Annotated in this window: 28 protein-coding genes; 9 read left to right on the top strand and 19 right to left on the bottom strand. The window is 66.4% G+C overall.

Features of this window, described 5'->3' with window-relative positions; genetic code table 11:
* Nucleotides 1–344 precede the first annotated feature (344 nt).
* The 3 genes from ACQZF9_RS05840 to ACQZF9_RS05830 are packed head-to-tail and all read right to left on the bottom strand — an operon-like array spanning nucleotide 345 to nucleotide 2,558.
* Entirely contained in the window at nucleotides 345–641 is a 297-nt protein-coding gene (locus ACQZF9_RS05840) for a hypothetical protein (protein ID WP_428312315.1), read from the bottom strand.
* Nucleotides 638–2,242 (bottom strand): PepSY-associated TM helix domain-containing protein, encoded by a 1,605-nt coding sequence (locus tag ACQZF9_RS05835; RefSeq protein WP_428312314.1) that lies wholly within the window; start codon nucleotides 2,240–2,242, stop codon nucleotides 638–640. The genes ACQZF9_RS05840 and ACQZF9_RS05835 overlap by 4 nt, the downstream gene beginning before the upstream one ends.
* Nucleotides 2,243–2,246: 4 nt before the next feature.
* Nucleotides 2,247–2,558 (bottom strand): hypothetical protein, encoded by a 312-nt coding sequence (locus ACQZF9_RS05830; RefSeq protein ID WP_428312313.1) that lies wholly within the window; start codon nucleotides 2,556–2,558, stop codon nucleotides 2,247–2,249.
* A 144-nt stretch (nucleotides 2,559–2,702) separates the two neighbouring features.
* Here ACQZF9_RS05830 and ACQZF9_RS05825 point away from each other — a divergent pair, with 144 nt between their 5' ends.
* Nucleotides 2,703–4,679 carry an alpha/beta fold hydrolase gene (locus ACQZF9_RS05825; RefSeq protein ID WP_428312312.1) on the top strand — a complete coding sequence of 659 codons (1,977 nt, stop codon included), beginning with the start codon at nucleotides 2,703–2,705 and terminating at the stop codon, nucleotides 4,677–4,679.
* Between the two features lie 98 nt (nucleotides 4,680–4,777).
* Here the strand turns inward: ACQZF9_RS05825 and ACQZF9_RS05820 are convergent, their stop codons facing one another.
* The 4 genes from ACQZF9_RS05820 to ACQZF9_RS05805 all read right to left on the bottom strand — a co-directional run bounded on the left by ACQZF9_RS05820 (nucleotide 4,778) and on the right by ACQZF9_RS05805 (nucleotide 9,376).
* Nucleotides 4,778–6,367, bottom strand: coding sequence for a PepSY-associated TM helix domain-containing protein (locus ACQZF9_RS05820; protein WP_428312311.1), 1,590 nt, complete (start codon nucleotides 6,365–6,367; stop codon nucleotides 4,778–4,780).
* Nucleotides 6,364–6,639, bottom strand: a complete 276-nt coding sequence (locus tag ACQZF9_RS05815) for a hypothetical protein (protein WP_428312310.1) — start codon at nucleotides 6,637–6,639, stop codon at nucleotides 6,364–6,366. Before ACQZF9_RS05815 ends, ACQZF9_RS05820 begins: the two co-directional genes overlap by 4 nt.
* A complete protein-coding gene (locus ACQZF9_RS05810) occupies nucleotides 6,636–6,899 on the bottom strand; it encodes a hypothetical protein (RefSeq protein WP_428312309.1) in 264 nt (87 codons plus the stop codon). Before ACQZF9_RS05810 ends, ACQZF9_RS05815 begins: the two co-directional genes overlap by 4 nt.
* Nucleotides 6,900–7,078: 179 nt before the next feature.
* Entirely contained in the window at nucleotides 7,079–9,376 is a 2,298-nt protein-coding gene (locus tag ACQZF9_RS05805) for a TonB-dependent receptor (protein ID WP_428312308.1), read from the bottom strand.
* Between the two features lie 159 nt (nucleotides 9,377–9,535).
* Between ACQZF9_RS05805 and ACQZF9_RS05800 the strand changes: the two genes are divergently transcribed.
* Nucleotides 9,536–9,697, top strand: a complete 162-nt coding sequence (locus ACQZF9_RS05800) for a hypothetical protein (protein WP_428312307.1) — start codon at nucleotides 9,536–9,538, stop codon at nucleotides 9,695–9,697.
* Entirely contained in the window at nucleotides 9,694–10,074 is a 381-nt protein-coding gene (locus ACQZF9_RS05795) for a helix-turn-helix transcriptional regulator (RefSeq protein ID WP_428312306.1), read from the top strand. Before ACQZF9_RS05800 ends, ACQZF9_RS05795 begins: the two co-directional genes overlap by 4 nt.
* Before the next feature lie 4 nt (nucleotides 10,075–10,078).
* Here the strand turns inward: ACQZF9_RS05795 and flgL are convergent, their stop codons facing one another.
* The 12 genes from flgL to ACQZF9_RS05735 all read right to left on the bottom strand — a co-directional run bounded on the left by flgL (nucleotide 10,079) and on the right by ACQZF9_RS05735 (nucleotide 22,037).
* Nucleotides 10,079–11,278 carry a flagellar hook-associated protein FlgL gene (gene flgL, locus ACQZF9_RS05790; RefSeq protein ID WP_428312305.1) on the bottom strand — a complete coding sequence of 400 codons (1,200 nt, stop codon included), beginning with the start codon at nucleotides 11,276–11,278 and terminating at the stop codon, nucleotides 10,079–10,081.
* 38 nt (nucleotides 11,279–11,316) lie between these two features.
* The gene (gene flgK / locus ACQZF9_RS05785) at nucleotides 11,317–13,203 is read right to left on the bottom strand and encodes a flagellar hook-associated protein FlgK (RefSeq protein ID WP_428312304.1); all 1,887 of its coding nucleotides are present in this window, start codon (nucleotides 13,201–13,203) and stop codon (nucleotides 11,317–11,319) included.
* Nucleotides 13,204–13,235: 32 nt separating this feature from the next.
* Entirely contained in the window at nucleotides 13,236–14,159 is a 924-nt protein-coding gene (flgJ, locus tag ACQZF9_RS05780; RefSeq protein WP_428312303.1) for a flagellar assembly peptidoglycan hydrolase FlgJ, read from the bottom strand.
* A gap of 152 nt (nucleotides 14,160–14,311) precedes the next feature.
* Nucleotides 14,312–15,418, bottom strand: a complete 1,107-nt coding sequence (locus ACQZF9_RS05775; protein ID WP_428312302.1) for a flagellar basal body P-ring protein FlgI — start codon at nucleotides 15,416–15,418, stop codon at nucleotides 14,312–14,314.
* Between the two features lie 5 nt (nucleotides 15,419–15,423).
* Nucleotides 15,424–16,095 (bottom strand): flagellar basal body L-ring protein FlgH, encoded by a 672-nt coding sequence (gene flgH / locus ACQZF9_RS05770; protein ID WP_428312301.1) that lies wholly within the window; start codon nucleotides 16,093–16,095, stop codon nucleotides 15,424–15,426.
* The gene (gene flgG / locus ACQZF9_RS05765; protein ID WP_428312300.1) at nucleotides 16,092–16,877 is read right to left on the bottom strand and encodes a flagellar basal-body rod protein FlgG; all 786 of its coding nucleotides are present in this window, start codon (nucleotides 16,875–16,877) and stop codon (nucleotides 16,092–16,094) included. The genes flgH and flgG overlap by 4 nt, the downstream gene beginning before the upstream one ends.
* Before the next feature lie 524 nt (nucleotides 16,878–17,401).
* The gene (locus ACQZF9_RS05760) at nucleotides 17,402–18,148 is read right to left on the bottom strand and encodes a flagellar basal body rod protein FlgF (RefSeq protein ID WP_428312299.1); all 747 of its coding nucleotides are present in this window, start codon (nucleotides 18,146–18,148) and stop codon (nucleotides 17,402–17,404) included.
* A 12-nt stretch (nucleotides 18,149–18,160) separates the two neighbouring features.
* On the bottom strand, nucleotides 18,161–19,378 hold the full coding sequence (gene flgE / locus ACQZF9_RS05755; protein ID WP_428312298.1) for a flagellar hook protein FlgE: 1,218 nt from the start codon (nucleotides 19,376–19,378) through the stop codon (nucleotides 18,161–18,163).
* A 60-nt stretch (nucleotides 19,379–19,438) separates the two neighbouring features.
* A complete protein-coding gene (locus ACQZF9_RS05750) occupies nucleotides 19,439–20,113 on the bottom strand; it encodes a flagellar hook assembly protein FlgD (RefSeq protein ID WP_428312297.1) in 675 nt (224 codons plus the stop codon).
* 3 nt (nucleotides 20,114–20,116) lie between these two features.
* Nucleotides 20,117–20,524, bottom strand: coding sequence for a flagellar basal body rod protein FlgC (gene flgC / locus ACQZF9_RS05745; RefSeq protein WP_428312296.1), 408 nt, complete (start codon nucleotides 20,522–20,524; stop codon nucleotides 20,117–20,119).
* Nucleotides 20,525–20,538: 14 nt separating this feature from the next.
* Nucleotides 20,539–20,955, bottom strand: coding sequence for a flagellar basal body rod protein FlgB (gene flgB / locus ACQZF9_RS05740; RefSeq protein WP_428312295.1), 417 nt, complete (start codon nucleotides 20,953–20,955; stop codon nucleotides 20,539–20,541).
* Nucleotides 20,956–21,107: 152 nt separating this feature from the next.
* Entirely contained in the window at nucleotides 21,108–22,037 is a 930-nt protein-coding gene (locus ACQZF9_RS05735) for a chemotaxis protein CheV (RefSeq protein WP_428312294.1), read from the bottom strand.
* 136 nt (nucleotides 22,038–22,173) lie between these two features.
* Between ACQZF9_RS05735 and flgA the strand changes: the two genes are divergently transcribed.
* The 6 genes from flgA (at nucleotide 22,174) to ACQZF9_RS05705 (ending at nucleotide 25,935) form a co-directional block, all read left to right on the top strand.
* A complete protein-coding gene (gene flgA, locus ACQZF9_RS05730) occupies nucleotides 22,174–22,866 on the top strand; it encodes a flagellar basal body P-ring formation chaperone FlgA (protein WP_428312293.1) in 693 nt (230 codons plus the stop codon).
* A gap of 148 nt (nucleotides 22,867–23,014) precedes the next feature.
* A complete protein-coding gene (gene flgM, locus ACQZF9_RS05725; protein WP_428312292.1) occupies nucleotides 23,015–23,338 on the top strand; it encodes a flagellar biosynthesis anti-sigma factor FlgM in 324 nt (107 codons plus the stop codon).
* A gap of 5 nt (nucleotides 23,339–23,343) precedes the next feature.
* On the top strand, nucleotides 23,344–23,772 hold the full coding sequence (locus ACQZF9_RS05720; protein ID WP_428312291.1) for a hypothetical protein: 429 nt from the start codon (nucleotides 23,344–23,346) through the stop codon (nucleotides 23,770–23,772).
* A 312-nt stretch (nucleotides 23,773–24,084) separates the two neighbouring features.
* Complete coding sequence (locus tag ACQZF9_RS05715) at nucleotides 24,085–24,705, top strand: energy transducer TonB (RefSeq protein ID WP_428312290.1); 621 nt, start codon at nucleotides 24,085–24,087, stop codon at nucleotides 24,703–24,705.
* A gap of 74 nt (nucleotides 24,706–24,779) precedes the next feature.
* Entirely contained in the window at nucleotides 24,780–25,505 is a 726-nt protein-coding gene (locus ACQZF9_RS05710) for a MotA/TolQ/ExbB proton channel family protein (protein WP_428312289.1), read from the top strand.
* Nucleotide 25,506: 1 nt separating this feature from the next.
* On the top strand, nucleotides 25,507–25,935 hold the full coding sequence (locus ACQZF9_RS05705) for an ExbD/TolR family protein (RefSeq protein WP_428312288.1): 429 nt from the start codon (nucleotides 25,507–25,509) through the stop codon (nucleotides 25,933–25,935).
* Nucleotides 25,936–26,015: the final 80 nt, after the last annotated feature.

Here is a 26,015-nt window from a genome sequence, read left to right as displayed (position 1 = left end):
CGATCGAACATCCTGCTGGGATGCTTCGGCTTCGCCCTGGAATGGTGTGGCTCGCCGCTGCTAATGGAGTTAACGGATCGTCCTGGGAAAACTTTAATCAGGACCAGCCAGCGCTCTCGAAGGGGGTATCGGCGACGCGGCGGGAACGTGAAGGGCCTTGAGTAAAAAACCCGTTCGTCCCGCGAGTAGCCGCTCGCGGCATATCGAGGGATCGCACTGCGGTCGGCTCCCTCGATACGCGCCTTCGGCGCTACTCGGGACGAACGGAGCTTTGTCGTGTGGTTGCCGGCAGGCAAAAAAAACCGGCCATGACGACCGGTTGGGAAAACCAGCAATGAGCCGCGTCAGTCGCGTGCCGGCGGCGCCAGGCAATTGACCCACAGCCAGGCCACGGTCAGCAGCGCGCCCAGCCAGATCAGCAGCGCCGGCCAGGCACCGGAGGCGATCAGCAGCGGCGCCGGCAGCAAGGCGATCAGCGTGGCGTTGCGGCGCTGCTTGCGCGTCCACGCTGCCGCGCGGCGGCTGTCATGGCCCGGCCCGCGCGGCAGGCTGCGCAAGCGCTTGGGATCGCGCAGCGCGATCAGCGACAGCAGCAGCAGGCTCGGCAGCAGCGCCGCCAGCGCGGCGATCATCGTGCTCATGCCCGCGTCGCCTCGGCGCGGCCGGATGCGCGCAAGCCGCGCGGCGAAGTGCTGGCCGCCGGCTTGCGCCGCAGCGCCCACAGGCACAACGAGCCGGACAGCAGCAGCGCGAGGTCGATCGAGATCACGCCGTCGTAGCCGGTCGCCAGTGCCTGCGTCCACGACGGGCCGCCGCTCCACCAGCGCAGCAGCGGCAGTCCGGCGAGCGCGACGCCGGTCGAGGCCAGCAGCACGCGGCGCAGCAGCGGCGGATTCAACACGATCGCCAGCACGCCGATGACCGCGGCCAGCGCCAGGAACAGGTTCATCATCGCGCCGTTGATGTCGCCGCCGGCGCTGCGCAGCGGAAAATAGGCGTAGCCGACCGCGATCAGCGACAGCGGCAGGCCGTAGCCGACCCAGGCCACGGCGCGGCCGAAACCGCGCCACAGGCGCTGGTCGATACGCCGCTGCGTCCACAGCAGCATGCCGGTGAAGGTCACGTAGGCGCCGGCAAAACCCAGCGCGAACCACACGCCCTTGGACAGCACGCCGGCGAAGTTGCCGAAGTGCAGCGGTGCCATCAGCGCCGACAAGCTGCCGCCGGCCGAAGGCACTTTGCCCAACGTCGGCTTTTCGCTGAGCCAGGCGCCGGTGGTGCCGTTGTAGGTGTAGCTGGTGCCCAGCAGACGGCCTTCGGCCGGCTCCATGAACACGCTCATGTGCGCGTCGGCGCGGCCCCAGTGTTCCATCGAGATGAACGAGACTTCGGCGCCGGCACGACGCTGCGCATCGGCCAGCATCGCGTCGATGTCGCCGACGGCGGCCGGCGTCGCATCGCTGGCCGGCGGATTGCCGACGACGGCTTCGATCGCCTTGTCCTGGTCGCCGCCGAACGCAATCATCGCCATCACCGGAATGCCGATCGAGCTGCTGAAGCTGTAGAAGCTGCCGGTGAACGCGAGGATGAAAGCGAACGGCAGGTTCCAGGTGCCGGCGACGACGTGGACGTCGCGCATCGACAGCAGTTTTTCCTTGTGCCGACGCAAGGTGAACAGCTCCTTGATCAGGTGCCGGTGGATCATGAAGCCGGTGACCGCGGCGACCATCATCGCCAGGCCGAGCGCGCCGGTCAGCAGCAGGCCCCATGGGTCCGGCACGTGCAGGCGCACATGCATTTCGATGAAGAAATGCGCCAGCGAGTTGACGTAGTCGCGGTCCTCGACTTCCTCGCCTGTGCCTTCGACGCGGTGGATCGTCTGGCCGGTGAGCGGATCGATGTCGACCTGCACGCCGCGGATGATCGGCTTGCCGTCGGCGTCCTTCTCGTCGCGATGAAAGAACGCGTAGAGCCGGCCGCCGGCACGCGGATACGCGAACATGCCTTCCTGGAATTCCGCCGGCACGGTGTCGGCGACGCCCTTGAGCAGCGCGCCGGTGTTCGCCGGGAAACGCTCGGCCGGCCGCTGCGGCAGCGGGCTGGACCAGTCGGCGATTTCATCGGCGAACACCGAGGCGACGCCAGTGACGATCACCGCGTACAGCAACATGCCGAGCAACACGCCGGACCAGCCGTGGATCGCCAGCAGGGTCCTGGTTTCCTGCTGTGGCAGACGGATCATCGCTTCAGCTCCCGAGAAGATGCGCCGCGATCAGCGCGGCATTGATCAGCGCCGCGGCCAGCACGACGACGTAGGCGCGGCCGATGCGGCGGTCGAGACAGGCGTAGAAAAACACCACCGCCCAGATCGCCGGGAACGCGACGATCGGCAGCACCAGGTTGTCGATCCTGGCGGCACCCTCGGGCAGCCACAGCGCGCCGCCGCCCATGATCAGGCCGGCGGCGATGAAGGCCAGCGGCCCGGCCAGCAGCACGCGCGGCCACAGCCGTGGCCTGCTCGGGGCCGTCGCCGTAGCGGGGATGGAGGCTGCGGACATGGCGTCACTCAGATGCGAAGTATTCTTATTATCATCGATCTGGCCGGCTTGCGCACGCGCTGTTACCAAAAACTGGCGCGAAATCCGCTGCAGATTCGGCGTCGCAGGACGGGCATTGCGGCCGGCTTTTGGGGAGATCAGGAAATGAGCACGATGCGAATCACGCGGCGCGGCATCGCCGCTGCGGTCTGGCTGGCGTTGACAGCGGGCCTTGCCCTGCTCGCCCCGGCCCAGGCCGAAGCCGCCACGGCGGCCAAGACCCTCAAGGTCGGCACGCTGACGTTGCAGCCCTGCGTCGGCGGCAGCGCCTGGTGCGGCACGCTGGACCGGGCCATCGACCCGGCCGGCGAAGTGCCCGGCACGATTGCGATCGCCTTCGAATACCACCCGCGCAGCAACACCGCCAAGCCCTCGCTGGGCACCATCGTCGCCACTGAAGGCGGGCCGGGTTATTCCACCACCGCCAGCCGCAGCTATTACCTGGAGCTGTTCCAGCCGCTGATGGACCGGCGCGCGCTGCTGATGGTCGACAACCGCGGCACCGGCAAATCCGCCGCGATCGACTGCAAGCGGCTGCAGGTCGAGTACCCGATCACGCAGCAGGCGATCATCGAATGCGGCGCCGCGCTGGGCGACAGCAGTGATCTGTACGGCAAGGGCCTGGCCGCCGACGATCTGGCCGCGGTGCTGGACGCGCTGCAGACCGGCAAGGTCGATCTCTACGGCGACAGCTACGGCACCTATTTCAGCCAGACTTTCGCCGCGCGCCATCCGGACCGGCTGCGCTCGCTGACTTTGGATGGCGCCTACGAAGTCACCGGCCTGTCGCCCTGGTATCCGGCGAATGCGGCGACGGTGCGCTACGCCTTCGACACCGTCTGCCAGCGCGCCGCGGCGTGCCGCGACCTGCCCGGCTCGTCGCTGCAGCGGCTGACGCAGCTCGCCGCCAGCCTGCGCGCCGCGCCGCTCAGCGGCATGGCGCCGGACGGCAACGGCACGCTGATCAATGTCAGCGCCACGCCGAGCACGCTGGCGTTTTCGATGTTCACCGCCGGCTTTTCCAAGATCATCTATCGCGAACTCGATGCCGCCGCGCGCGCCTATCTGGACAACGGCGACAGCGCGCCGCTGCTGCGCATCATCGCCGAGACCAACGGCGACTATTACCCCGCGGTGGTCGACAAACAGACGCGCTCGCTGAGCACCGGCCTGTATGTGGCGGTGAGCTGCAGCGACTATCCGCAGATCTACGACATGACCGCGACACCGGCCAAGCGCGCGACTCAGCGCGACAAGGCGGTGGCGAAGAAAAACGCCGCGAATCCCGACCTGTACGCGCCGTTCACGATAGACGAATACGCCGGCATGCCGCTGGATTACAGCCTGCTCGACCTGTGCCTGAACTGGCCGATTCCGTCGGCCGCGCATCCGCCCGGCATGCCGGTGCCGGCCGATGCGACGTTCACCGCCGCACCGACGCTGGTGCTGTCCGGCGAACTCGACACCGTGACCGCGCCGCCCAGCGGCGCCGCGGCCGCCGCGCAGTTCGACAACGCGCAGCAGGTGATCGTCGCCAACAGCTTTCACGTCACCGCGCTCGGCGATCTCGACGACTGCGCCTCGGAACTGGTGCGTCGCTTCGTCAAGACGCTGTCGCCGGGCGACACGACGTGCGCGAGCAAGATCGTCGAAGTGCGCACCACGCCGGCGTTCGCGCGCAGCGTCGCCGAGGTCGCGGTGCCGAAAGCCGGCGAAGGCAACAAGGCCGGCGAGACGGCACTGCGCCAGGCTGCGGCGGCCGTACAGAGCGTCGGCGATGCGATGAACCGCTGGTGGGTGAACTACGACGGCAGCGGCGTCGGGCTGCGTGGCGGCAGCTACCGCTTCAGCTCGTCAAACAGCGTTTATCACTTCGAACTCGCCGCCTATCAATGGACATCCGACCTGCCGGTCGACGGCAGCATCGACTGGAACCGCAGCAGCGGCCTGGTCACCGCCGCGGTCACGCTAGCCAACGGCACGCTGCAGATCAGCTGGAACGACGCGCTGCCCGGCGCGATCGCCAGCGTCAGCGGCAAGCTCGACGGCAAGAAAGTGGTCGCGACCCTGCCGGCGCCGTAGTGCCCGCTCCTGCAAACGCGGCGATCACCTCAGCTGTAGGAGCGGATCCTATCCGCGACTCGACTGTTGCAGGCCGCGGTCGCGGATAGGATCCGCCCCTACAGTTCGGTGATCGCGGTCTTCGTCGGCAAAGCCCACACACTGTTCGGTTCACCATCGCGCGCACGCCGCTGCGCCGCCCGCGCCATCGCAGCGAAACCCAGCCCCATCAGCAGCGCGACCAGATCGGTTCCGAACACCGGCCACTGCCGTTGCAGCGCGCTGCGCAGCAGGTGATCGCCGGTGATCAGCGCATCGATCACCGGCAAGGCGATCATCGCGATCGCACAAGCCCACAACAGTTCAATGGCAGCTCGAATCGGCGGACGCGCCAGCGCCCACAACAAGGCGCCAAAAAATCCGGCGTAGTACGCACGCCACTCCCACGACACGTGATCCGCCAGCGACTCCGGCAACGACAGCGTCACCACGGCGGCGAGCGCGATGCCGAGCACGCAGCCCAGCGGCAGGCCGACTGCAAACCTGGCCAGCACACGATGATGTCGTGGCTGCTGCGGCTGCCGGCGTTTGCGCCGCGATTCCAGCCACAGCAGGTTGCCGCTGTAGAACAGGAAGCTGCCGGCCAGACCCAGCCCGAAGTAGACGAACTTCAATACCGCGCCGCCGTACTGGCCGTAATGAAACGCCGTCAGGCCGCCCTCGGCCGCCCAGTAAGGCTCGCGTTCGCCGGGCTTGCGCAGCTTGACGATGCGGCCGCTGCCGGCGTCCATGAACACCATCACGTCGGCGATGAAAGCGCCGGGCGCCCTGCCCTGCACGATCGCCAGCGCGCTGCTGTCGCCGTAGCGCTCCAGCCGCAGCCGCGTCGCTTGCAGCCCCGGCACGGCCGCATCGGCACGCGCCAGCAAAGCCGACACCGGCAACATCGTCGCCGGCTGATTCGCGGATTCGCGCGGAATGCTGAAGGCGGTGACGCGGCGCATCGCCGCCTCGCCCTTGCCGTCGAACACCAGGAAGTTGAAAGCGGCGAAGAACAGCAGCGCGATGCACAGCAGCGCACCGGTGAACGCGTACATCAGATGGAACGGTAGCGACAGCACACCGATGACGTTGTGCGCGTCCTGCCACAGCCGCTTCAGGTTTTTGCCGATGCGCAGCGAGAACAGGTCGCCGAACAACTGCGGCAGATGGATGATCAGGCCCGAGATCAGCGCGAGGCCGTAGATCACGCAAATGAAACCCATCAGGTACAGGCCGAACGTCGCCGGCAGGCCGAGCGTGTAGTGCAGCCGGTAGATCAGGTCCGGCAGGCCGGTGCGCGCCTGGTGCTCGCCGTCGAACGAGGCCGCGCCGGGCGCAGTCAGGTTGCGGAAGCTGGAGCGGCCATCGACTGTCTCGAACCACCAGGCGTAACTGCGCGCGGTCTCCTCGCCCTGCAGCATCAAGGTAAGGTTGCCGCGGCTCGCCGGATAGCGCGTGACCACGTCGTCGAGCAGCTGCTGCGCCTGCTCGACCGATGCCGCGCCGACATGACGCAGGCCCGGATCGGCCCACTGCTGCAGCTCGTCGTGAAACATCGTGATCGCGCCGGCGTAGAACGCGATGAACAGCGCGAAGCCGGCGAGCAGGCCCGACCAGGTGTGCACCAGGGTGTAGAGCTTCAGTGTCTTCGAGCCCAGGGCGATCATGCCGGCAGCACCGCGATGCCGGTCATGCGCAGCACCCATAACAGGCCGTAGCAGGCCAGATTCGCAAGACCGAGCAGCATCCACGCACGCACTCCGCTGCGGATGCGAAAACTCAGCAGCATGATCGCGATCCACAGCGGCATCACCAGCAGCACGCCGGTGATCAGCGCGGCATCGAATGAGGGCGGCGCCAGCAACGCATACAGGCCGCCGATGCCAGTCGACAGGCTCAGCCCGAGCAGCACGCCGGCCGTGGTCTGCCCCCAAATCATCGCCCGGCTCCGCGCCAGCGTAGCGCCGCCAGGTAAGGCAGCAGCACGAATCCGAACATCGCCAGCGACAGGGCGGTGAAGATGCCGGACGCGGTGCCCAGCGCGGCGGTCCACGCGATCAGCGCCAGCAGTTGCAGCGCAAGACCAGCGCGCAGCAAGGCTTTCGGCGAGACCACGTGGCGCCACAACTTCTGGTTCGGTGAGGCGGCGTAGCAGGCCATCGAGGCAAGCAGGCTGGTGACGGTGCAGAGCAGGATCATGGGGGAATCATCGGAGTGAACACGTCGGCCCGGTTTCGGTCAGATCCCTCGATACGCGCCATCGGCGCTACTCGGGACGAACGGAGTTTGGTTGAAATCGTCGACAACAAAAAACCGGTCCTCCCGAGTAGCCCGAAGCGCGGGCGTATCGAGGGACACAAGCGAACACAAATAAAAACTCAGCGCGGCAACTCCCACTCCATCAACGCGCCGAAGCTGCGCGGCTCGCCGTAACGCTTGGCGGTGCGCGTTTCGTCGCCGCGGGTGACGTCGAAGCGGCCCTGGACGTTGGTGTTGTTGGTCAGGTTGCGGCCGAACGCAGTCAAGGTGAAACCCCAGGGCAAGCGGTAGCCGAGCTTGGCATTGAGCAGCGCGCGCGCCGGAACGTGGGTGCTGTCGAGATTGTTCGGGTCGCTGAAGTATTCGCCGATGTAGTTCATGCTGATCTGGCCGCTGAGCGCGTGCCAGCGCTTCAGCGTCAAACCGACGCCGGCAGTCTGCGCCGGTGCCTGCGGGAACTCGTTGCCGGCGTAGCTGCTGCCCTGGTTGTCGAACTCGTCGAACTCGGTTTTCAGCAGGCCGAGGCTGGCGAAGAACTCGAAATTCCACGGCAACGCCAGCGCGGTTTCCAGCTCGCCGCCGAACAGGTGCGAGCGGCCGGCATTGGCCGTGGTGGTGTAGAAGCTGCTGGTATCGCCGAGCGTCACCTGCTGGTCGCGCCAGCGCGTGTAGAACGCGTTGGCGTTGAGGCTGAGCCTGTCCTCGAACCAGCGCGTGCGCGCGGCCAGCTCGATGGTGCGCGTGTATTCCGGATCGTATTCGCTGACTTCGCCGCCGAAGTAGCTGATGCTGGTACCGCCGGATCGATAGCCTTCCTGGTAGGTCAGCGCCAGCGTGGCATTGTCGCCGACTTTCCAGCTCAGGCCGGCTTTCGGCAGCAGATCGGTGAAGGCGCGCCGGCCGCCTTCGTCGTAATCCGGCGGCACGTAATCCGGCAGTGCCATCGACAGCGCGTCGGTGACCGCGTCGGGCAGCGGCACACCGAGCGGCAGATCGAAGCCCGGAATCGGCGCCGCCAGCGCCAGGTTCACTTCCTCCAGTACGCGCCGCGTGTTCTGCTCGTGATTCAGGCGCAGGCCCAGCGTCAGCTTCCAGCGCTCGGCAAAATCCCAGTCGCTTTCGATGAACAGCGCGCTGGTCCTCGCGACGAAATCCGTGGTCACCAGTCCGTCGAGCCGCGCCGCGCCACCGGCAACGGGGATGTCGCTGCCGGTGTCGAGTTCGTGCTTGTCATCGTCGCTGTAGTAGGCACCGATCACCGCCTGCACGCGGTCGTACCTGAAGCGCGCGCGCAGCTCCTGGCTGAACACGTCGTCCCTGATGTCGAACGTGGTCATGCCGCCGTCGGCTTCGGTGCGGTCGTAATCGCTGGCGACCTGCGACTTGCTGTCGACATAGCCGGTGATCGCCTCGACGGTCCAGTGATCGCCCAGCGCCAGCGCCTGTTCGAGGCCATAAGTGCGTGTATTGGCGTCCTCGTTGTAACGCTCGTTGCTGCTCTGCGTGCGCTCTCCGCCCGAGACTTCATCGAGCACGTCGCCGAATTCGTTGTCGGAACCGGCGACGCTCAGCAGCGCGCTGTAGCCCGGCAGGTAAGTCGGCTTGAACGCGATCTTGGCGCGCGCGTTGCGCGTCGCCTCGCGACCGGCATCGTCCTCGTTGCGCGTGACGTTGCGGATGTCGCCATTGTCGTAGCGGTCCTGCCAGGACAGGCGAAAGCTCAGGTCCTCGCCGACCGGCCCTCCAACGGCCAGCGCGTAGTCGTGACCGTCGCGCGACATCAGGCCGGCGCGCGCCTTCGCGTCCCAGTAGTCGGTGGGCTCGCGCGTGCGCATCACCAGCGAGCCGGCGAGACTGTTGCGGCCCTGGTTGGTCGACTGCGCGCCGCGCAGCACTTCCACCTGCTCGGCGTCCCACAGCGACAGCGGGCCGCCGAAGGAGGCTGCGCGGCTCGGCAGCGCGACGCCGTCCACATACACGCTGATCGTGTCGCCGTCGCCGCCGACACCGCTCTGCGGCACGCCGCGAATCGAGATCTCGCGATCGCTGTTGGCGCTGACGACGTTGCCGAAGCGCGCGGCGACGTCGTGCAGATCGGCGTCGCTGCTCTCTTCGATCGCCGCGCGCGTGGCAATGCCGACGCTGCTGCTGGTCTCGGCCAGCGAGCGGCCCAGCTTCTCGCCGAGCACGACGATCTCCTCCAGCTCCACCGCGTCGCCGGCGCGTTGCGGCTGGCTGACGTCGGCCGGCGTGTCGCCGGAGGCGATGGTCTGCGGGTAAGTCGGATCGGCGCTGTTGTTGACTTCAACCGCCCGCACCGCAAATGCGGCCAAAACCAGCGCCGCGGCTGCCGCGACACGCATCACGCGCCGTCCGTGTTCCAGAAAAGTGGCGCGCACGCGCTCCCGGTTGCCCATCCCCAGTGTCGCCCCCCGTCGAATGAATGCTGCAAGCCGGCCGCTGGCGATTGGCTGGGCCGATGTTTATTTGCAAATGATAAGTAATCGCATCTACGATCACAAGCTCAGCAACGGCCAGCCCTGACGCAAGCCACCGCCCACAGGAGGGTTGTCGTCATGAATGAACTGGTCTGGTTTCTCCTCGCCGATCTGCTCGGTTGCCTGCTGATCGCGCTGCTGCTGACCGCGCTGACCGGCGGCCGGCCGCGCGAATCGCGACGGCACAAAGCCGACGCCTCACGCAGCGCATTCAGCGCCTACGCGATCCACAAGGCATGAGGGCAGCCGAAGGCGCCGACGACACCGCAGCCGATGCCGGGCACGACGACGCGATCGCCGGCAGCGCCGAAAGCAGCCGGCCGAGAATCGTCGACGCGCGTCGCTGGATCGATCTCCAGTACACGCGGCCGCTGACGGTCACGCGCATCGCCCGCCACGTCGGTCTGCCGCCGATCCGGCTGGAGCGCGAATTCAGCGCGCTGTACGGCGAATCGCCGCGCGACCTGCTCATGCGCTGCCGCATGCAGGAAGCCGAGCGCCTGATCGGAACCGGCTGCACCATCGCCGAGATCGCGCCTAGGGTCGGCTACCACACCGAGCGGCTGTTTCTCAGCGATTTCCGCCGCTGGAATGCGCGGCCGCGCAACGCCGGCTGAAAGCTCAGCGCAGGTAGTCGAACAAACTCAGGTTCTGGATCTTCAAATAGCTCTGCTGTGCCGCCTGGAGGGTGGTCGTCGTCTGCGACAACTGCGCGGCGCTTTCGGTGTAGTCGATTTCGCGCAGGCCGGACAGGGTTTCCTTCAGCTGTACCGTGCGCGCTTCGAGTTGGCTGGTGGCGTCGTCGAGTACGTTGAGACGCGCGCCGACGCCGCCGCGAACGTCGGTGATGTGGTTGATCGCGGTGTCCAGCGACTGCAGCGCGTTGTACATCGTGGTCTGGTCCTGCGCGGTTTGCGCGCTGGTGCGGCCGTAGGCCGAGACCACGTTGATCAGGTTCTGCACCGTGGTGAACACGTCCTGCTGCTGGCTGGGGCCGACCGTGAAGCTGTCGCCGTCGGACGGCGTGCCGGTCAGCGTGATCGCGGCGCCGCGGAACTGGATCGACTGCTGATCGCTGTAGGCGCCGCTGCTGACGACGTTGCTGTCGGCGTCGAGAACGCTGTAGTTGCCGCCGCTGAAACTGATGCGATAACTGCCGCCGTCCCATTGCGAGGAGTCGTTGAAGCCCAGCGTCTGCACGGTGGCCGCGCCCTGGTTGCCGGCGCTGGCGGCGACCGCGAGCCTGCCGTCACCGGAGCCGATGCTCATGAAGACGTCGTTGCCGGCGTCGCTCATCGCGATATTGCGATTGGAGCCGATCGCCAGCTGCGACACCATCGTGTCGCCCTGGTAGCTGAAGCCGCCGCCGATTTTCGAAAAAGGCTGGGACTGCGAGCGGCTGCCGGAGAATATGTAGCCGCCCTGGCCGTCGCGGGCATTGGCCTGCGACATCAGCTCCTTGAGCCGCTCGCCCATTTCCTGGGCGATCGACTTGCGGTCGCTGTCGTTGATGGTGCCGCTGTTGGCCTGCACCGCGAGTTCGCGAATCTTGGCCAGCGCGTCGGTGGCGCCGGACAGCGCCCCTTCCTCCAGATTCAGATGATCCTGCGCGCTGCCGATGTTGCTCTTCCACTGCGCCGCATCGGCCAGCGCCTTGTCGACATTGAGCGCGCGCGCTGCCGCCACCGGATCTTCGCCGGCGCGCGTGTAGCGCATGTTGGTCGCCATCTGCGCCTGGATCTTGGCCAGCGCCTGGCTCTGCGTCTGCATCGACGCAACGCCCTGTTGGAACAGCCCCGCCGTGGTCACTCGCAAGCTCATCGTCGCTCTCCGCTATTGCTGCTTCTTTGTCGCTGCGATCAGCCGCGCACGGCCGACAGCAGCGAGTCGAACAAGGTGTTGGCCGCCGACACGATCTGCGCGGCGGCCTGGTAGGCCTGCTGGAAGCGGATCAGGTCCGCCGCTTCCTCGTCCAGATTGACGCCGGCCACCGAGTCGCGCTCGGCCTGGGTCTGCGTGCTCAGCGCGTTCTGCGCATCGAGCTGCGTGCTCGCCTGCGAAGCCTGGCTGCCGACCGAGGACACCAGCGCGCTGTTGGCCGCGGACAAGGTGTTGCGGCCCCCGGCGAGCAGGCCCTGGTTGGCGACCGCGGCCAGCGCCAGAGCATTGCTGTTGTCGCCGGAGGCACCGTCGTTCTGGCTCAGCGTGAAACTGTCACCGGCCGCCGGCACGCCGCCGACCGTGGTGCTCCAGCCATTGATCGCAATCTTGCCGTCGGCCGGCAGCGTATAGCTGCCGCTGCCGTTGATCGTGTATTCGGTGGCGGACGTGAACGCGATCGTCGTCGTCTGCAGCAGGTTGGCGTTGCTCGCATCCGTGATATCGATCGCGCCCAGGCTGGACAGGCCGCTGTTGCCGGTGCCGGCGCTGGTGCGCAGCGGGCTGGCGGCGGCGATGCGCGCCGGATCGCTGATCGCCAGCTTGATCTGCGCGGCCGCATTGCGTGTCGGCTGCACCAGAAATTTATCGCCAGCCTGCGCCGTACCGCCGAGCACCAGCTTGACGCCGTTGGCCACCAGCGGATCGCTGGCGGTGCCGCTGCCGCTCATCGCGATGGAGGCGCCGGTGACCGCGTCGTTCATCTTCCAGCTGCTGCCGTCGAAGCTCAGCGTGTAGTCCTGCGAACTCAGCGCGCCGACATCGCCGATGCTCGCGCTCAGCGTCGCCGTGCCGGTGTTATTGCGCGACGGCGTCGTCGTCGGTGTCGGCACCGTGAACAGGTTGCCGCCCATCTGGCCGTATTGATCCATGCCTTCGGCATGCTGCGCGTTGATCGAGCTGGACAAGGCGGCGGCGATCGTGCCGAGCTGGTTCATCGCCGGGTCCAGCACTTCGCGACGGAAATCCAGCAGGCCGCCGATCGTGCCGCCGGAAACCTGCGAGGTCACCGTGACCGGCGCGCCGCCGCTGTCCAGCAGCAGTTCGCGTGGCCGGCCGTAAGTGTCGGCGGCAAGCGTCAGGCTGCTCGCCCGCGAGCCCAGCACCAGCGCCTGGCCGCTGCCGAGCGTGACGTTGATCGAGCCGTCTTCCGCGGTCGTGGTGCTGATGCCGACCTGGTTCGCCAGCGCGCGCAGCGTGGTGTCGCGCTGGTCCATCAGATCGTTCGGCGCGGCGCCGGCGTTGGCCGCGGTGGCCTGCGCGATGCGCTCGTTCAACTGCGCGACCTGTTTGGACAGCACGTTGATCTGGCTGACCGAGTCTGCGAGACGCGCGTCGATATCGCTGTCGCTCGCGTTGAAATTGCTCTGCAGTTCGTTGAAGCGTGACGCCAGCGCGGACGCACCACTGAGCACCACCTGGCGCGCCGCCGAAGAAGACGAGCTGGAACCGAGGCTGTTCACCGAATCGAAGAAATTCTGCAGCGACGACGACAGCCCGGTGTTGGTGCCGGACAGCCAGCCGTCGACGCTCGCCGCCTGCGCCGAGAACGTGCTGATGCGCGCCAGGCTGCTGTCCTGGCCGACCAGGCGGCCGAGCACGAACTGGTCGCTGAGCCGCTGCACCGAATGTACCTGCACGCCCGAACCGGTCACGATGCCGCCGCCGGACAAGGTGCGCGCGGTCAGATCGATGCGCTGACGGCTGTAACCGGCGGTGTTGGCGTTGGCCACGTTCTGGCCGACCACGTTCAGCGCCGAGCGGTACGCCAGGAGTGCGCTGCTGCCGATGCCGAGTAGGTCTGCCATATCCGTTCCTAAGCCCTTTTTCCCAAGCCTTGCTAGACGCTGATGCGATTGCGCGCCGAATCCAGCGCGGCGCTCATGTTGGAGCTGTTGGCGACGTCGACGATCTTGCCGGCGTAGCCCGGGTCGGTTGCATATCCGGCCTTCTGCAAGCCCTGTGCGAAGCCCTGCACGCTGTCGGCGCGCAGCGCATTCAAGTAGCGCGGGTTGTCCTTCAGAAAGCTCACGTAGTCGTCGAAAGCATCGCCAAGCGAGTCGTAGGACCGGAACGAGGCGCGCTCGGCAGCGAACGCGCCGTTGCTGTATTCCTGCGTCGCGGTCTGCACGCGATCGCCGCTCCAGCTCTTGTTGGCCTTGATGCCGAACAGGTTGAAGCTGCTGCCGCCGTCGCTGTCGCGCGACACGTGCTTGCCCCAACCAGTCTCCAGCGCGGCCTGCGCCATGATCGCGCGCGCCGGCACGCCCAGCGCCTGTGCTGCACGCTCGGCATGCGGACGGATCTTGTCGATGAAATCCTGCGCATCGGTCGGCGGCCAGGCTTCGCCCGCACCGCTTGGTGCGCTCGCCTGCACGTCGGCTTTCGCGGCGACACTCTGATATTGCGAGGCCGCTGCACCGGCGTTGGCAGCAGCTGGCGCCGCCGCCGACTTTGCCTGCGTCAGCTGCTGCACCAGCAGATCCGCCAGGCCCATGCCCTTGCCGCTGGACAGGCTCAGCGACAGCTGCTGGTCGTACATGCCCTGATAGAAATCACCCTGCTCGCCGAGGCCGCTATCGCCCGGCAGCGCATCGCGCATGCTCTTCAGCATCATCTGCGTGAACAGCGCCTCGAACTGCTGCGCGCTCTTGCGGATCGCGCCGGCCTCGTCCGCGTGCACGCCGTTGCGCAGGCTCTGCAGCTGACCGAGGTCGAGCGCGTTGAGCTGCTGGCCCGAGAGGATGGACGAGCTGTTGTTCATGGCTGTTGAACCCGGAAACGCAGCCCGTTCCTCCCGAGTAGACCACGCAGTGGGCGTATCGAGGGACGCATCGCTGTCGTTGCGTCCCTCGATACGCCGCAAGCGGCTACTCGGGAGGAACGGGCTTTGGTGGCGAGCTTCGTGGCCACGACTCAGATCACCACCAGCTCGGCGCGCAGCGCACCGGCCTGTTTCAGCGCTTCCAGAATCGCGACCAGATCACCCGGCGAGGCGCCGATCTGGTTGACCGCGCGGACGATGTCGTCGAGGTTGACGCCGGCCGGGAACTTGAACATCTGGCCGCCGCTCTGCGTGACTTCGATCGACGACTGCGGCGTGACCACGGTGTCGCCCTTGGAGAACGGCAGCGGCTGGCTGACCTGCGGCCGCTCGGTGATCGTCACCGACAGGCTGCCATGCGCGACCGCGGCCGGCATCACCTCGACCTTGCTGCTGATGACGACGGTGCCGGTGCGCGAGTTGATGATCACGCGCGCCGGCGCGTCGCCCGGCGTCACGTCGATGCTCTCGAGCTCGGACATGAACATCACGCGCTGATTCGGATCCTGCGGCGCCTGCACCGCGACGGTGACCGAGTCCACCGCATGCGCCACTGGTGACTGCAGCGCGGCATTGATGCCCTGCGCCAGGCGCGTTGCCGTGGTGAAATCCGCGGTGTGCAGATTCAGCAGCAGATCGCCGCCGGCGTCGAAACCGTTCGGAACGGTGCGTTCGACCGACGCGCCGCCGGGAATGCGGCCGGCGCTGGGCACGTTGACGCTGACCCGCGAACCGTCCTTGCCGGACACGCCGAGGCCGCCGACGATGACGTTGCCCTGCGCGATCGCATAGACCTGGCCGTCGGCGCCCTTCAGCGGCGCCATCAGCAGCGAGCCGCCGCGCAGCGAACCGGAGTTGCCGATCGAGGCGACGGTGATGTCGATCATCTGCCCGGGCTTTGCGAACGGCGGCAGCTCGGCATGAATCGCGACCGCGGCGACATTCTTCAACTGCGGATTGACGTTGGCCGGCACGGTGACGCCGAGCTGCATCAGCATGCTCTTCAGGCTCTGCACCGTGAACGGCGCCTGCGTGGTCTGGTCGCCGCTGCCGTCGAGACCGACGACCAGGCCGTAACCGACCAACGCATTGGTGCGCACGCCCTGCACCGACGCCAGGTCCTTGACGCGTTCGGCGCGGGCCGGCGCGGCGCAGGCCAGCGAAACCGCGACAGTGATACCGATCAGAAAAGTTTTCATGTCGATCAGAACGGCATCCACGGAGAATTGAAGAAGCGCGACACCCAGCCCTGGGCGTTGGAATCGGCCAGCGCGCCGCGGCCGGCGTAGCTGACGCGCGCATTGCCGACGCGGTCCGAGGTGATGCTGTTGCTGGTGCTGATGTCGGCGGAGCGCACGATGCCTTCGAGCTTGACCACTTCGGAGCCCTGGTTGAGCTCCAGCAGCTTTTCGCCGCGCACCAGCAGATTGCCGTTGGCAAAGCGCTGCACGACGGTGACGGTGACGCTGCCCGACAGCGAGTTGCTCTGGCTGGTGTCGCCCTTGCCGTCGAAGCTGCGATCACCGGAGAAACCCACGCCATAGGTGAGCTTCTTGCCGAAGGCGCTGATGTCGCCGAGGCTGGTGTCCTGCTTCTTGCTGGTCGAGGTCGCCGCGGATTTCTTCGCCTGCGTGCTTTCCACCAGCACCACGGTCAGCAGGTCGCCGACGTTGCGCGCGCGGTTGTCCTCGAACAGGCTGATGCTGCCGCCTTCGGCATAGATCGCACCGGCCTGCGGAATCGCCTGCGGCACCGGCGTGATGATCGCGGTGTCGTCGGATTTTTTTTGCATGATGCCCGGCACCGAGCAGGCGCCGAGCAGCGCGGCCGAGGACAACAGCACCAGCTTGCGAATGAGAGCGCTCATCGCGATCACAGATTCTGGGTGATGAACTGCAGCATCTGGTCGGTGGTCGAGATCGCTTTCGAGTTCATCTCGTAGGCGCGCTGCGTCTCGATCATGTTGACCATCTCCTCGACGACGTTGACGTTCGAGGCTTCCAGCGAACCCTGCACCAGCGAGCCCAGGCCGTTGAGACCCGGCGAGCCGGTTTGCGGCGAGCCGCTGGCCGCGGTTTCGGAGTAGAGGTTTTCGCCGCGCGCCTGCAGGCCGGCGGGATTGATGAAGTCGGCGATGGTCAAGGTGCCGATCTGCTGCGGCGTGGTCTGGCCGGCCAGCGTCACCGAGACGATGCCGTCGGCGGAAATCGACAGCCCTTGCGAGCCCGCCGGAACCTGCAGGCCCGGCTGCACCGGATAACCCTTGCTGGTGACGATGTTGCCCTGGCTGTCCGGCTGGAAGGCGCCGTCGCGCGTATATGCCATCGTGCCGTCGGGCTGCAGCACCTGGAAGAAGCCGCGGCCGTTGATCGCGACGTCCATCGAGTTGTTGGTCAGCGACATGTTGCCCTGCGTGAACAGCTTCTCCGTCGCGCCGATGCGCACGCCGGTGCCGATGGCGAGACCGGACGGCGACTGCGTCTGCGTGCTGGTCTGCGCGCCGGCGGTCTGCACGTTCTGGTACAGCAGATCCTGAAAGTCGGCACGGCCGCGCTTGAACGCGGTGGTGTTGACGTTGGCGAGATTGTTGGAGACCACGGCCATGCGCGTCTGCTGCGCATCGAGACCGGTCTTGGCGACCCACAGTGCTGAATTCATTGTGTTGCTCCGACGCCGGAGGGTTGGCGTTTGGAAGCTTCTATACAAGCCGTGGGCCAGGGGCTGCGAGCGGGGTTGTGACGGGTTTTCGGCGCGCGGCTTTAGGGGTTTATTTTTTTGGCCGCCGCTCAATTGCGATCGTCATTCCGTGTTTGCACGCTTAGCAGGCGCGGCCAAAGAAAGCTCGCCCTGGAAAGTCGCCGGCTGCGCCGGTGCCCGATCGTGAGGGCGTGCTCGGGGTCGGCGACTTTCGAGGGCGCCCGGTACAGCGAAGTAACCGGACCTGTAGGAGCGGACCCTGTCCGCGACTGTGCCGTTGGAGTGTGAGTCGCGGACAGGGTCCGCTCCTACAGCCCGAGCGCTTCGCTTTTGACTTTCGGGTTCCCCTGAGAAGCGTCGCGGAAAAAGTCGCGCGCCGCGGGGGACTAAATTGTCCTTTCTTTTGGTTACCTTCTTTGCAGGAGCAAAGAAAGTAGCTCTCGGCCGGACAGGCCAAACCTTTCAGCGTGCAACGACACCCTCTATCACCCGCTCATCTTCATCAACGAGCTGGACGCCTGCGCATTTTCATCCGCCGTCTTCATCAACTTGCTCTGCAACTCGAACTGCCGTGCCAGCGAAATCATGTTGACCATGCTCTCCGCCAGGTTCACGTTCGAGCTCTCCAGCGCGCCCGAAGTCACCACCGCGCCAGGCGCGCTATCGAGCCGCACGCCAGGCGAAGAACGCATCAGGCCATCGGCGCCGCGCGTCAGTTGCGAGGGCTGCGCACTGACCACCTTCAGGCGTCCGACGACGGCCTGCGTCGCCGCGCTCTGGCCGGCCGGAACGATCGAGATCGTGCCGTCGCTGGCGATGCTCATCGCGCTCGCCGGCGGGATCGACAGCGGCCCGCCCTCGCCCATCACCGCTTCGCCGCTGCCGGTCAACAGCCGGCCGAGGCTGTCGATCTGCAGATCGCCGCGACGCGTATATGCCTCGCTGCCATCGGCGCTCTGCACCGCCAGCCAGTTGTTGCTGCCGGACAGCGCGATGTCGAGATCGCGGCCGGTCTGCTGCAGCGTGCCGGCGGACGAATTCCAGCCGCCATCGGTGCTGCGCACGTTGACGCGTGTCTTCAGGCCGTCGCCGCGCACCGTCACCGCCTCGGCCTCGACCAGCTGCGCCTTGAAGCCCAGCGTGTTGGCATTGGCGAGATTGTGGCTGTTGACCGCCTGCGCCTGCATCGTCTGCGTGGCGCCGGTCATGCCGACGTAGAGGGCGCGATCCATGGTCGGGCTCTATTACTTCAGATTCATGATGGTCTGCAGCAGCTCGTCGGTGGTTGAAATCACCTGCGAGTTCGCCTGGTAGTTGCGCTGCGTGGTCATCATGCTGACCAGCTGCTCGGTCAAGTCGACGTTGCTGGCCTCGAGTGCGCCGGACTGCACGTTGCCGAAGTTGGCGCCGCCGGCGACGCCGGAAATCGGTTGGCCGGAGGCGAAGGTTTCCGCCCAGGTGCTGGAGCCAAGCTGCTGCAGGCCCTGCTGATCCGGAAAGATCGTCATCACGATCTGGCCCAGCGGCGTCAGCTGGCCGTTGGTGTAGCGCGCCTGCACGACGCCGGCGTCGGTGATGGTCAGGCCGCTGAGTTCGCCCGCGGCGTAGCCGTCCTGGTTCAAGGTGCCGATCGTGAAACTGTCGCCGTACTGCGAGCTGTTGGCGACGTCGAGCGTCAGCGACAGCGCGCTGGCGCCATTGCCCACATTGAACGCGTCGAGCGCGAGCTTGCCGTCGGCGGGCGTGGTCAACACGCCGGCGCTGTCGAAGCTCAGCTGCGTGCCGGTGCCGACTTCAGTGCCATCGATCGTCGTGTGCACGTCCCAGACGCCGGTGTCGGCGGTCTTGGCGTAGTACAGCGACGCGGTATGCGGCGTGCCCAGCGAGTCGTAGACCGTGGTCGACGTGGTCTTGTTGTAGCTGCTGGCGTCGCTGGCCGAAAACGGCGTCGTCGCCGGCACGCTGGCGCTGGCCGGCAGGTTCACCGACGCGGTCACGTTCTTGGTCGCGGCCGGCGGATTGGTGCTGCCGGAGATGTGCAGGTCCACCGCCGAGGCGGTGTTGAAGGTGCCGGTGCCGGTCGGCGGATACACCTGCAGGCGCGCGCCCGCGGTGTTGCCGACGTAGCCGTTGCGATCGGTCGAAAACGCGCCGGCGCGGGTGTAGACGCGCGTGCCGTTGTCGCTCATCGTGAAGAAGCCGTCGCCGCTGATCGCCAGATCCAGCGCATTGCCGGTGTTGTTGATCGTGCCCTGCGAAAACTGCTGCGCGATGCGGTCGACCTTGACGCCCGAGCCGCTGTTGGAAGCCGACAGGTCATATGACGACAGCCGATAGAAATCGCCGAACTCGGTGCGCGAGCTTTTGAAGCCGACGGTGTTCGAGTTGGCGATGTTGTTGGACAGCGTGGCCAGCTCGGTGGTGGCGGCGTTGAGGCCGGACAGCGCGACATTGAAGGACATGGTGGACTCCGTTGCGCGGCGCCGTTGATGCGCCGCATTGACGAGGAATGAGAAAGAGACTTACTGGATGCGGCTGACGTCGCTGAACGCGACTTCGCCGAGATTGAGCATCTCGACGTTGAGCCCGCTGCTGCTCATCGACACGCTGTTGACGCGATCCAGCGCGTAGGTTGCCGCCGCGGTCGTGGTGCTGCCGCTGCCGACCGTCGCCGAAATCTTGTACATGCCCTGATCCAGCGCGCCGCCGTCGGAATCGGTGCCGTCCCAGTTGAACGAAAGCTGGCCGGCGGGCTGCGTGCCGAGGTCCAGCGTGCGCACCAGCACGCCGCTGCCGTCGCGAATCTCCAGGCGTACGTCGCCGCTGGAGGGCACGTCGACCGCGCCGCTCATGCCGGTGCCGTAGAGCACGCCGACGCTGCTCGGCACCAGCACGTCGTGGCCGATCAGCGTCGAAGCCTGCAGCGACTGCGCGGAGCTGAGCTGTGTCGCCAGATCGCTGAAGGAGCCTTGCAGCTTCTCGATGCCGGAGACCGTGGAAAACTGCGCGATCTGGCTGAAAAACTCGGTGTTTTCCATCGGCTTCATCGGATCCTGATTCTGGATCTGCACCGTCATCAGCTTCAGGAAATCGTCCTGGCCCAGCGTCTTTTTCTTGGTCGTCTCGGTGGTGGAGTTGCTCATGCCCAGCGCGGCGTAGATGCTGTCGCTGGTGGTATTGGAAACGGCGGTGGTCATGTTTTAACGTCCCAGTGACAGCGTGCGGATCGTCAGATCCTTGGCGGTGTTCATCATCTCGACATTGCTCTGATAGGCACGCGATGCGGAGATCATGTCGACCATCTGCTCGACCACGTTGATCTTCGGCGCGTAGACATAGCCGTCGGCGTCGGCCAGCGGATGGCCGGGTTCGTAACGTTTCTCGGGCTCGGCGTTGCTTTGCAGCACGTCGGTGACTTTGACGCCGGGCATATCGGTGCCGCCGGCATCGGCGGAGGCCTCGAACACCGGCATGTGCGCGCGGTAGGCCTTGCTCGGATCGCCGACGACGCTGTCGGCATTGGCCAGGTTGCTGGCGACGGTATTGAGTCGTGTCGATTGCGCCGACATCGCCGAGCCGGCGATATCGAAGATGCGGAAGGAAGACATTTTTCTTGCGCTCCTTACTGGCCGGTGATCGCGGTCATCATGCTTTTCACGCGGCCGTCGACGAAGTTCAGGCTGGCCTGGTAATGCAGCGCGGCGTCGGCGAACTTGGACTGCTCGATCTGCGCATCCACGGTGTTGCCGTCGACGCTGTTCTGCGTCGGCACGCGCCACACCAGGCCGGGAATCGAATCGCCGCCGACATCACCGGTGGCGAGTGAATGGCCACGGCTGCTCGCGGACATCGCCAGTGCGCCGTCGGCGCTGCTGTCGTTGCTGCCGAGCGCCTGCTGCAGGGTCGCGGCGAAGTCGATGTCGCGCGCCTTGAAGTTCGGGGTGTCGCTGTTGGCCAGATTGCCGGCGAGCACGTCCATGCGCTTGCGCTGCACCGCCAGGGCGTCGGCATGCAGGCCAAAGAGAGGATCGAGTGCCATCGAAAGGGTCCGGGTCGTGGGCTAACGAGCCGTACCTCCAAGCGGTGTGCCAGCGGGTGATTCCTGTCGCCCCACTGTAGGAGCGGACCCTGTCCGCGACTGCCGGTGGAGCCTGAGTCGCGGACAGGGTCCGCTCCTGCAACATCAGAATTTCAAGCGGCTTTCTGCAGGTCCAGCCGATCCAGCACCGCACGTGCCAGCTCGTCCGCATTGAGCTTGGCGATGAAGCGATCCGCGCCGACTCGCTTGATCATCGACTGGTTGAAGATGCCCGACAGCGAGGAATGCAGCAGCACGTGCAGGCCGGCCAGGCGCGGGTCGCGCCGGATTTCCGTCGTCAGCCGGTAGCCGTCCATATCCGGCATTTCCACGTCCGAGATCAGCATCAGCAGCTCTTTCTCCAGTGCGCCGGGCGTGGCCGCCAGCTGCTGCAGGTAGTTCAGCGCCTGGCGGCCGTCGTTGAGCATGATCGCCGGCACGCCGATCTGGTCGAGCACGCGCTGGATGTGGCCGCGCGCCACCCGCGAGTCGTCGGCGACCAGCACCTTGCGGCCGGCCAGCGCGCGCTTCACCGCGGCATCGTCGACGGTGGTTTCGGCAACCCCCTGGGCGTCGCCGACGATCTCCGCGAGGATGCGTTCGACGTCAATGATTTCAATCGACTGCTGATGCACCAGCGTGATCGCGGTCAGATAGTTCGGGCCGTTCTCGACCTCCGGCGGCGGCAACACGTTCTCGACGTCGACATGGATGATGCGGTCCACCGAGCGCACCAGGAAGGCCTGGGTGCTGCGGTTGAATTCGGAGACGATGATATGGCCGGCACTGTCGTCGCCGTGGCGGTCCAGCGCCCTCCACATATCGATCACCGGCACCACCTGGCCGCGGATCTCGGCGACGCCGGCGACGAAGGGATGAGCGCTCGGCATATGCGTCAGCGAGGGGCACTTCTGCACCGCCACGACCTTGAGCACGTTGATGCCAAAAATCTGGCGCTCGTCGAGACGGAACAGCAGCAGCGCCAGCCGGTTGAAACCGGCCAGCTGGGTCTGGGCCTCGATGCGTTCAAGCAAACTCGCCATGGTGTGCGCTCGGTGATGTCGACTGCTTATCGGCCCGAATCGCGGCAACTGTAGGCCGGCAATCCTTTATCGCCTTGTACCAGGCACGGCGCTTGCCCCTGAGCCCTGCAATCCCGTGTCTGACCAGGACGCTGCCATGTCTTTCAAACTTCACACCCTGCTGGTGATCGCGCTGCTCGCCCTGCCCTATGCCGCGGTCTTCGCCGACGATGCTCAGGCGGTGGACAGCCTGCGACGCGCCGCCGAAAGCTACGTGCAGGCACAGGCTCCGGCCGGCGCCCAGGTCAACGCCGACGCGATCGACGCGCGCATGCGCCTGCCGGCCTGCGCGGTGCCGCTGACCGCCACCAGCAACGCCGTCGGCGGCGGCCAGCGCTGGACCGTCGCCGTCACCTGCACCGCGCCGCAGGCCTGGACCGTGTATGTGCCGGTAAAAGTCGCCAGCGTCGTGGACGTCGTCGTCGCCGCGCGCAACCTGCCGGCCGGCAGCCAGCTCGCCGCCGCCGATCTGCGCATGGAAAAACGCGATACCTCGGCTTTAGCCCAGGGTTATCTGGCCGATATGTCACTGGCCGTCGGCCAGATGCTGAGCCGGCCGCTGGCCGCCGGCGCCGTGCTGACGCCGCCCGGCATGACGCGCGCCGCGGTGGTCCGCCGCGGCGACCTGGTAACCCTGGTCAGTCGCAGTGGCGGCTTCGAGGTGCGCAGCCAGGGCAAGGCACTGGCCAACGGCGGCCTCGGCGAACGCCTGACGGTGGAGAACAGCAGCTCGCATCGCGTGGTCCAGGGCCAGGTCGCGGCCGACGGCACCGTCGAAGTCGCGCTCTAAAGGCCCCCGGCGGCGTGCGTAAGCCGGATGACGGCTTCCCGTTGCTGCGCCCGCAAAAAAAGACTGAAAGTCGCGTCTAAAGTTTGACGCCAAGCTGCCGATACCGGATTCAACAGGGCAACCGCCCGTCCGATTGAGACCCAAGGTCATGAGCACGAAGATCGACTCGACCCCGACCAGCCTGCCGCCGTCCCCCTCGCCGCTGAGCACCAGCAAGCTGGCCGCCAAGAGCGCCTATGTGTCGGTGGAAACCGGTGCCGGTACGCGCAGCAACGGCCGCGGCGACGACACCGTGGAGATCACCGGTGACGCCATGAAAATGCAGAGCCTGGAAAAGTCGCTGTCCGGCACGACTTCGTTCGACGCCAAGAAAGTCGCCGAGGTGCGCCAGCGGATCGCCGACGGCCAATATCAGATCAACCCCGAGCGCATCGCCGAACGCCTGGTCACCAGCGACGCCCTGCTGGGCTGATCGCGATGAACACCCTATCCGGCGGCAACGGCAGCGACGCAGGTGCGGCGCTGCTGCTAAACCTGATCGAGCGCTCGCTGCTGAGCCTGCGCGGCATGGTCAGCCTGCTCGATGCCGAGCACAAGGCGCTGCGCGGCGGCGACGTGGCGGCGGTGAAGCATCTGAGCCAGGAGAAATCCGCCGGACTGCTGAGCCTGCAGGCGCTGCTGATCCAGTTGCGCCAGCGGCCGTGGCCGGCGCATATCCCGGCCAACGAGCTGCTCGACCTGCTCGATCGCTGCCAGGAACAGAACCGCGCCAACGGCGTGCTGATGAATTTGCAGGCCGCGCGCCGCCAGTCCGGCAGTGCCGGACTGGGCCTCGCCAGCGACGGCTACGGCCGCCAGGGCGCCACGCCGCTGCGCGCGGAAGTGCGCACGCTCGCGAGCTGCTGAGGCGCAAAGAGCCGGTTGAGGGCCTTTCAGGCTCAAACTGCCTTGTATCCCGAGCACCCTCACCCCTGCCCCTCTCCCGGTAGGAGAGGGGTGCATGCGATCTGTTCCAAGGCCGCACGATCCGTCGCATCGCCAAGCTCCGCGGCGCGCCGGTAAAACCCCAGCGCAAACAAACCGCGCTGCTCGCATTGATGCAGCGGATCGCAGCACCTATACTGCGAATCATTCGCAATTACCAAATGGCGCTCCGCCACCATGGCCTCCGTTGCTGCTGCTGGGCCCGTCTCCTACAGGCCATTGAAGGCCGCTTCCATGATCAGCGTGATCGCGGCGCATGCGGCTGCTTTCGGCGTGTTGTTGGTGTTTGCCCAAGAGGCGGCCCAGCCGCCCGAGCCGCAGGTAATGTCGGTCAGCTTCCTGACGCCGGCGGAGCCGGTGAAGCCGCCGGAGCCGGTCCCGCCGGCGCCACCGCCGCCCGAACCGGTGCTCAAGCCCAAACCCAAGCCGGTGATCGCCAGCACCAGGACCACGCCGGTAGCCGACGCGATCGTCGCACCGCCGCCGGTCGACCAGCCCGATCCCGAGCCGGCCGCGCCGGTGCAGGCCTACGCCGAAGCCGCCGAGCCGGCACCGCCCGGCCAGCCGGAGCCGCCGCGTTTCGACATGGCCTACCTCAGCAACCCGCAGCCCAGCTTCCCGGCCATGTCGAAGAAACTGCACGAGGAAGGCACGGTGGTACTGCGCGTGCATGTCAGTGCGGCAGGCGAGGCGCTGACGGTGGAAGTGGCGCAGTCCAGCGGTTACCAGCGGCTCGACGACGCGGCGCTGCGCGCGGTACGCAAATGGAAATTCGTGCCATCCAAACGCGGCGATACGCCGGTCGACGGCGTGGCGATGGTTCCGATGGTGTTTTCGCTGAAGAAGAACGCCTGATACGCGACGTGGCTTTTCACCGCTGATTTTTTCGCCTCACTTTCTCGCTTCACTTTTCAGGGAATCGCATACACATGGAAACGCAGAGTCTGGGCATCGGTCACTTCATCGGACAGGCGGACGTGGTCGCCAAGTTCCTGCTCGCGGTCCTGCTGATCATGTCGATCGCGAGCTGGTACCTGATCGTCAGCAAGAGCATCCGCAATGCGATCGAGCGCCGCCGCAGCGCCGAGTTCCTGAACTTTTTCTGGAACGCGAAAGACCTGATCGAAGTACAGGAGCGCGTCGTGCGTGAGCATCCGGAAGAGCCGTTCTCGCACCTGGCGCATCACGCGATCTTTGCGCGCGAGCATCACGCGCGCTTCGGCGCCAGCCGCCTGGAAGACGCCGGCAGCGGCCCGGAATTCCTGACGCGGACGATCCGCAAAGTGATCGACGAGGAAACCGCGAAAGTCGAAAACGGCCTGACGATCCTGGCTTCGGTGGGTTCCACCGCGCCGTTCGTGGGCCTGTTCGGCACGGTCTGGGGCATCTATCACGCGCTGGTCGCGATCGGCCTGTCCGGCAGCGGCTCGCTGGACAAGGTCGCCGGCCCGGTCGGCGAGTCGCTGATCATGACCGCGGTCGGTCTGGCGGTCGCGATTCCGGCGGTGCTCGGCTACAACTTCCTGGTGCGCAGCAACCGCGTGGTACTGGCGCGCCTGGATACCTTCGCGCACGATCTCTACGCGTTCCTGACCACCGGCACGCAGTTCGCGACCGCCGCGCCGCCGGTGCGCTCCGTCAACAAGGGAGCCTGACATGGCCTTCGGCAGCTTCGGCCACAAACCCAACGCGACCCCGATGACCGAGATCAACATGGTGCCGTTGATCGACGTGATGCTGGTGCTGCTGGTGATCTTCATCATCACCGCGCCGCTGCTGACCAATTCGGTGAAGATCAATCTGCCGCAGGCGAGCAGCGAGCCGACCAAGGTCGAGCCCGACAAGATCGATTTTGCGCTCGACGACAAGGGGCAGATCTTCTGGAACGGCGAGCCGGTGTCGATGGCACAGGCCAGCGCGCGGCTGCAGGAAGCCGGCAAGCAAGAGCCGACGCCGGAACTGCATGTGCGCGCCGATCGCGACACGCGTTACCAGGTGCTGGCGCAAGTGATGGCCGAGGCGGCGAAAGCCGGCGTCACCAAGATGGGCTTCGTGTCGGATCCGGCGGCGGCTTCCGCGCCTTAAGCCGTTATCGCGTCATCCGTAGGAGCGGATCCCATCCGCGACTGTGCTGTTGATGGCCTCAGTCGCGGATAGGATCCGCT

Source organism: Hydrocarboniphaga sp., assembly GCF_965279055.1.
Classification (GTDB): Bacteria; Pseudomonadota; Gammaproteobacteria; order Nevskiales; family Nevskiaceae; genus Hydrocarboniphaga.
Note: the sequence above shows the minus strand (reverse complement) of the source record. Positions and strands in the feature narration are given on the sequence as shown.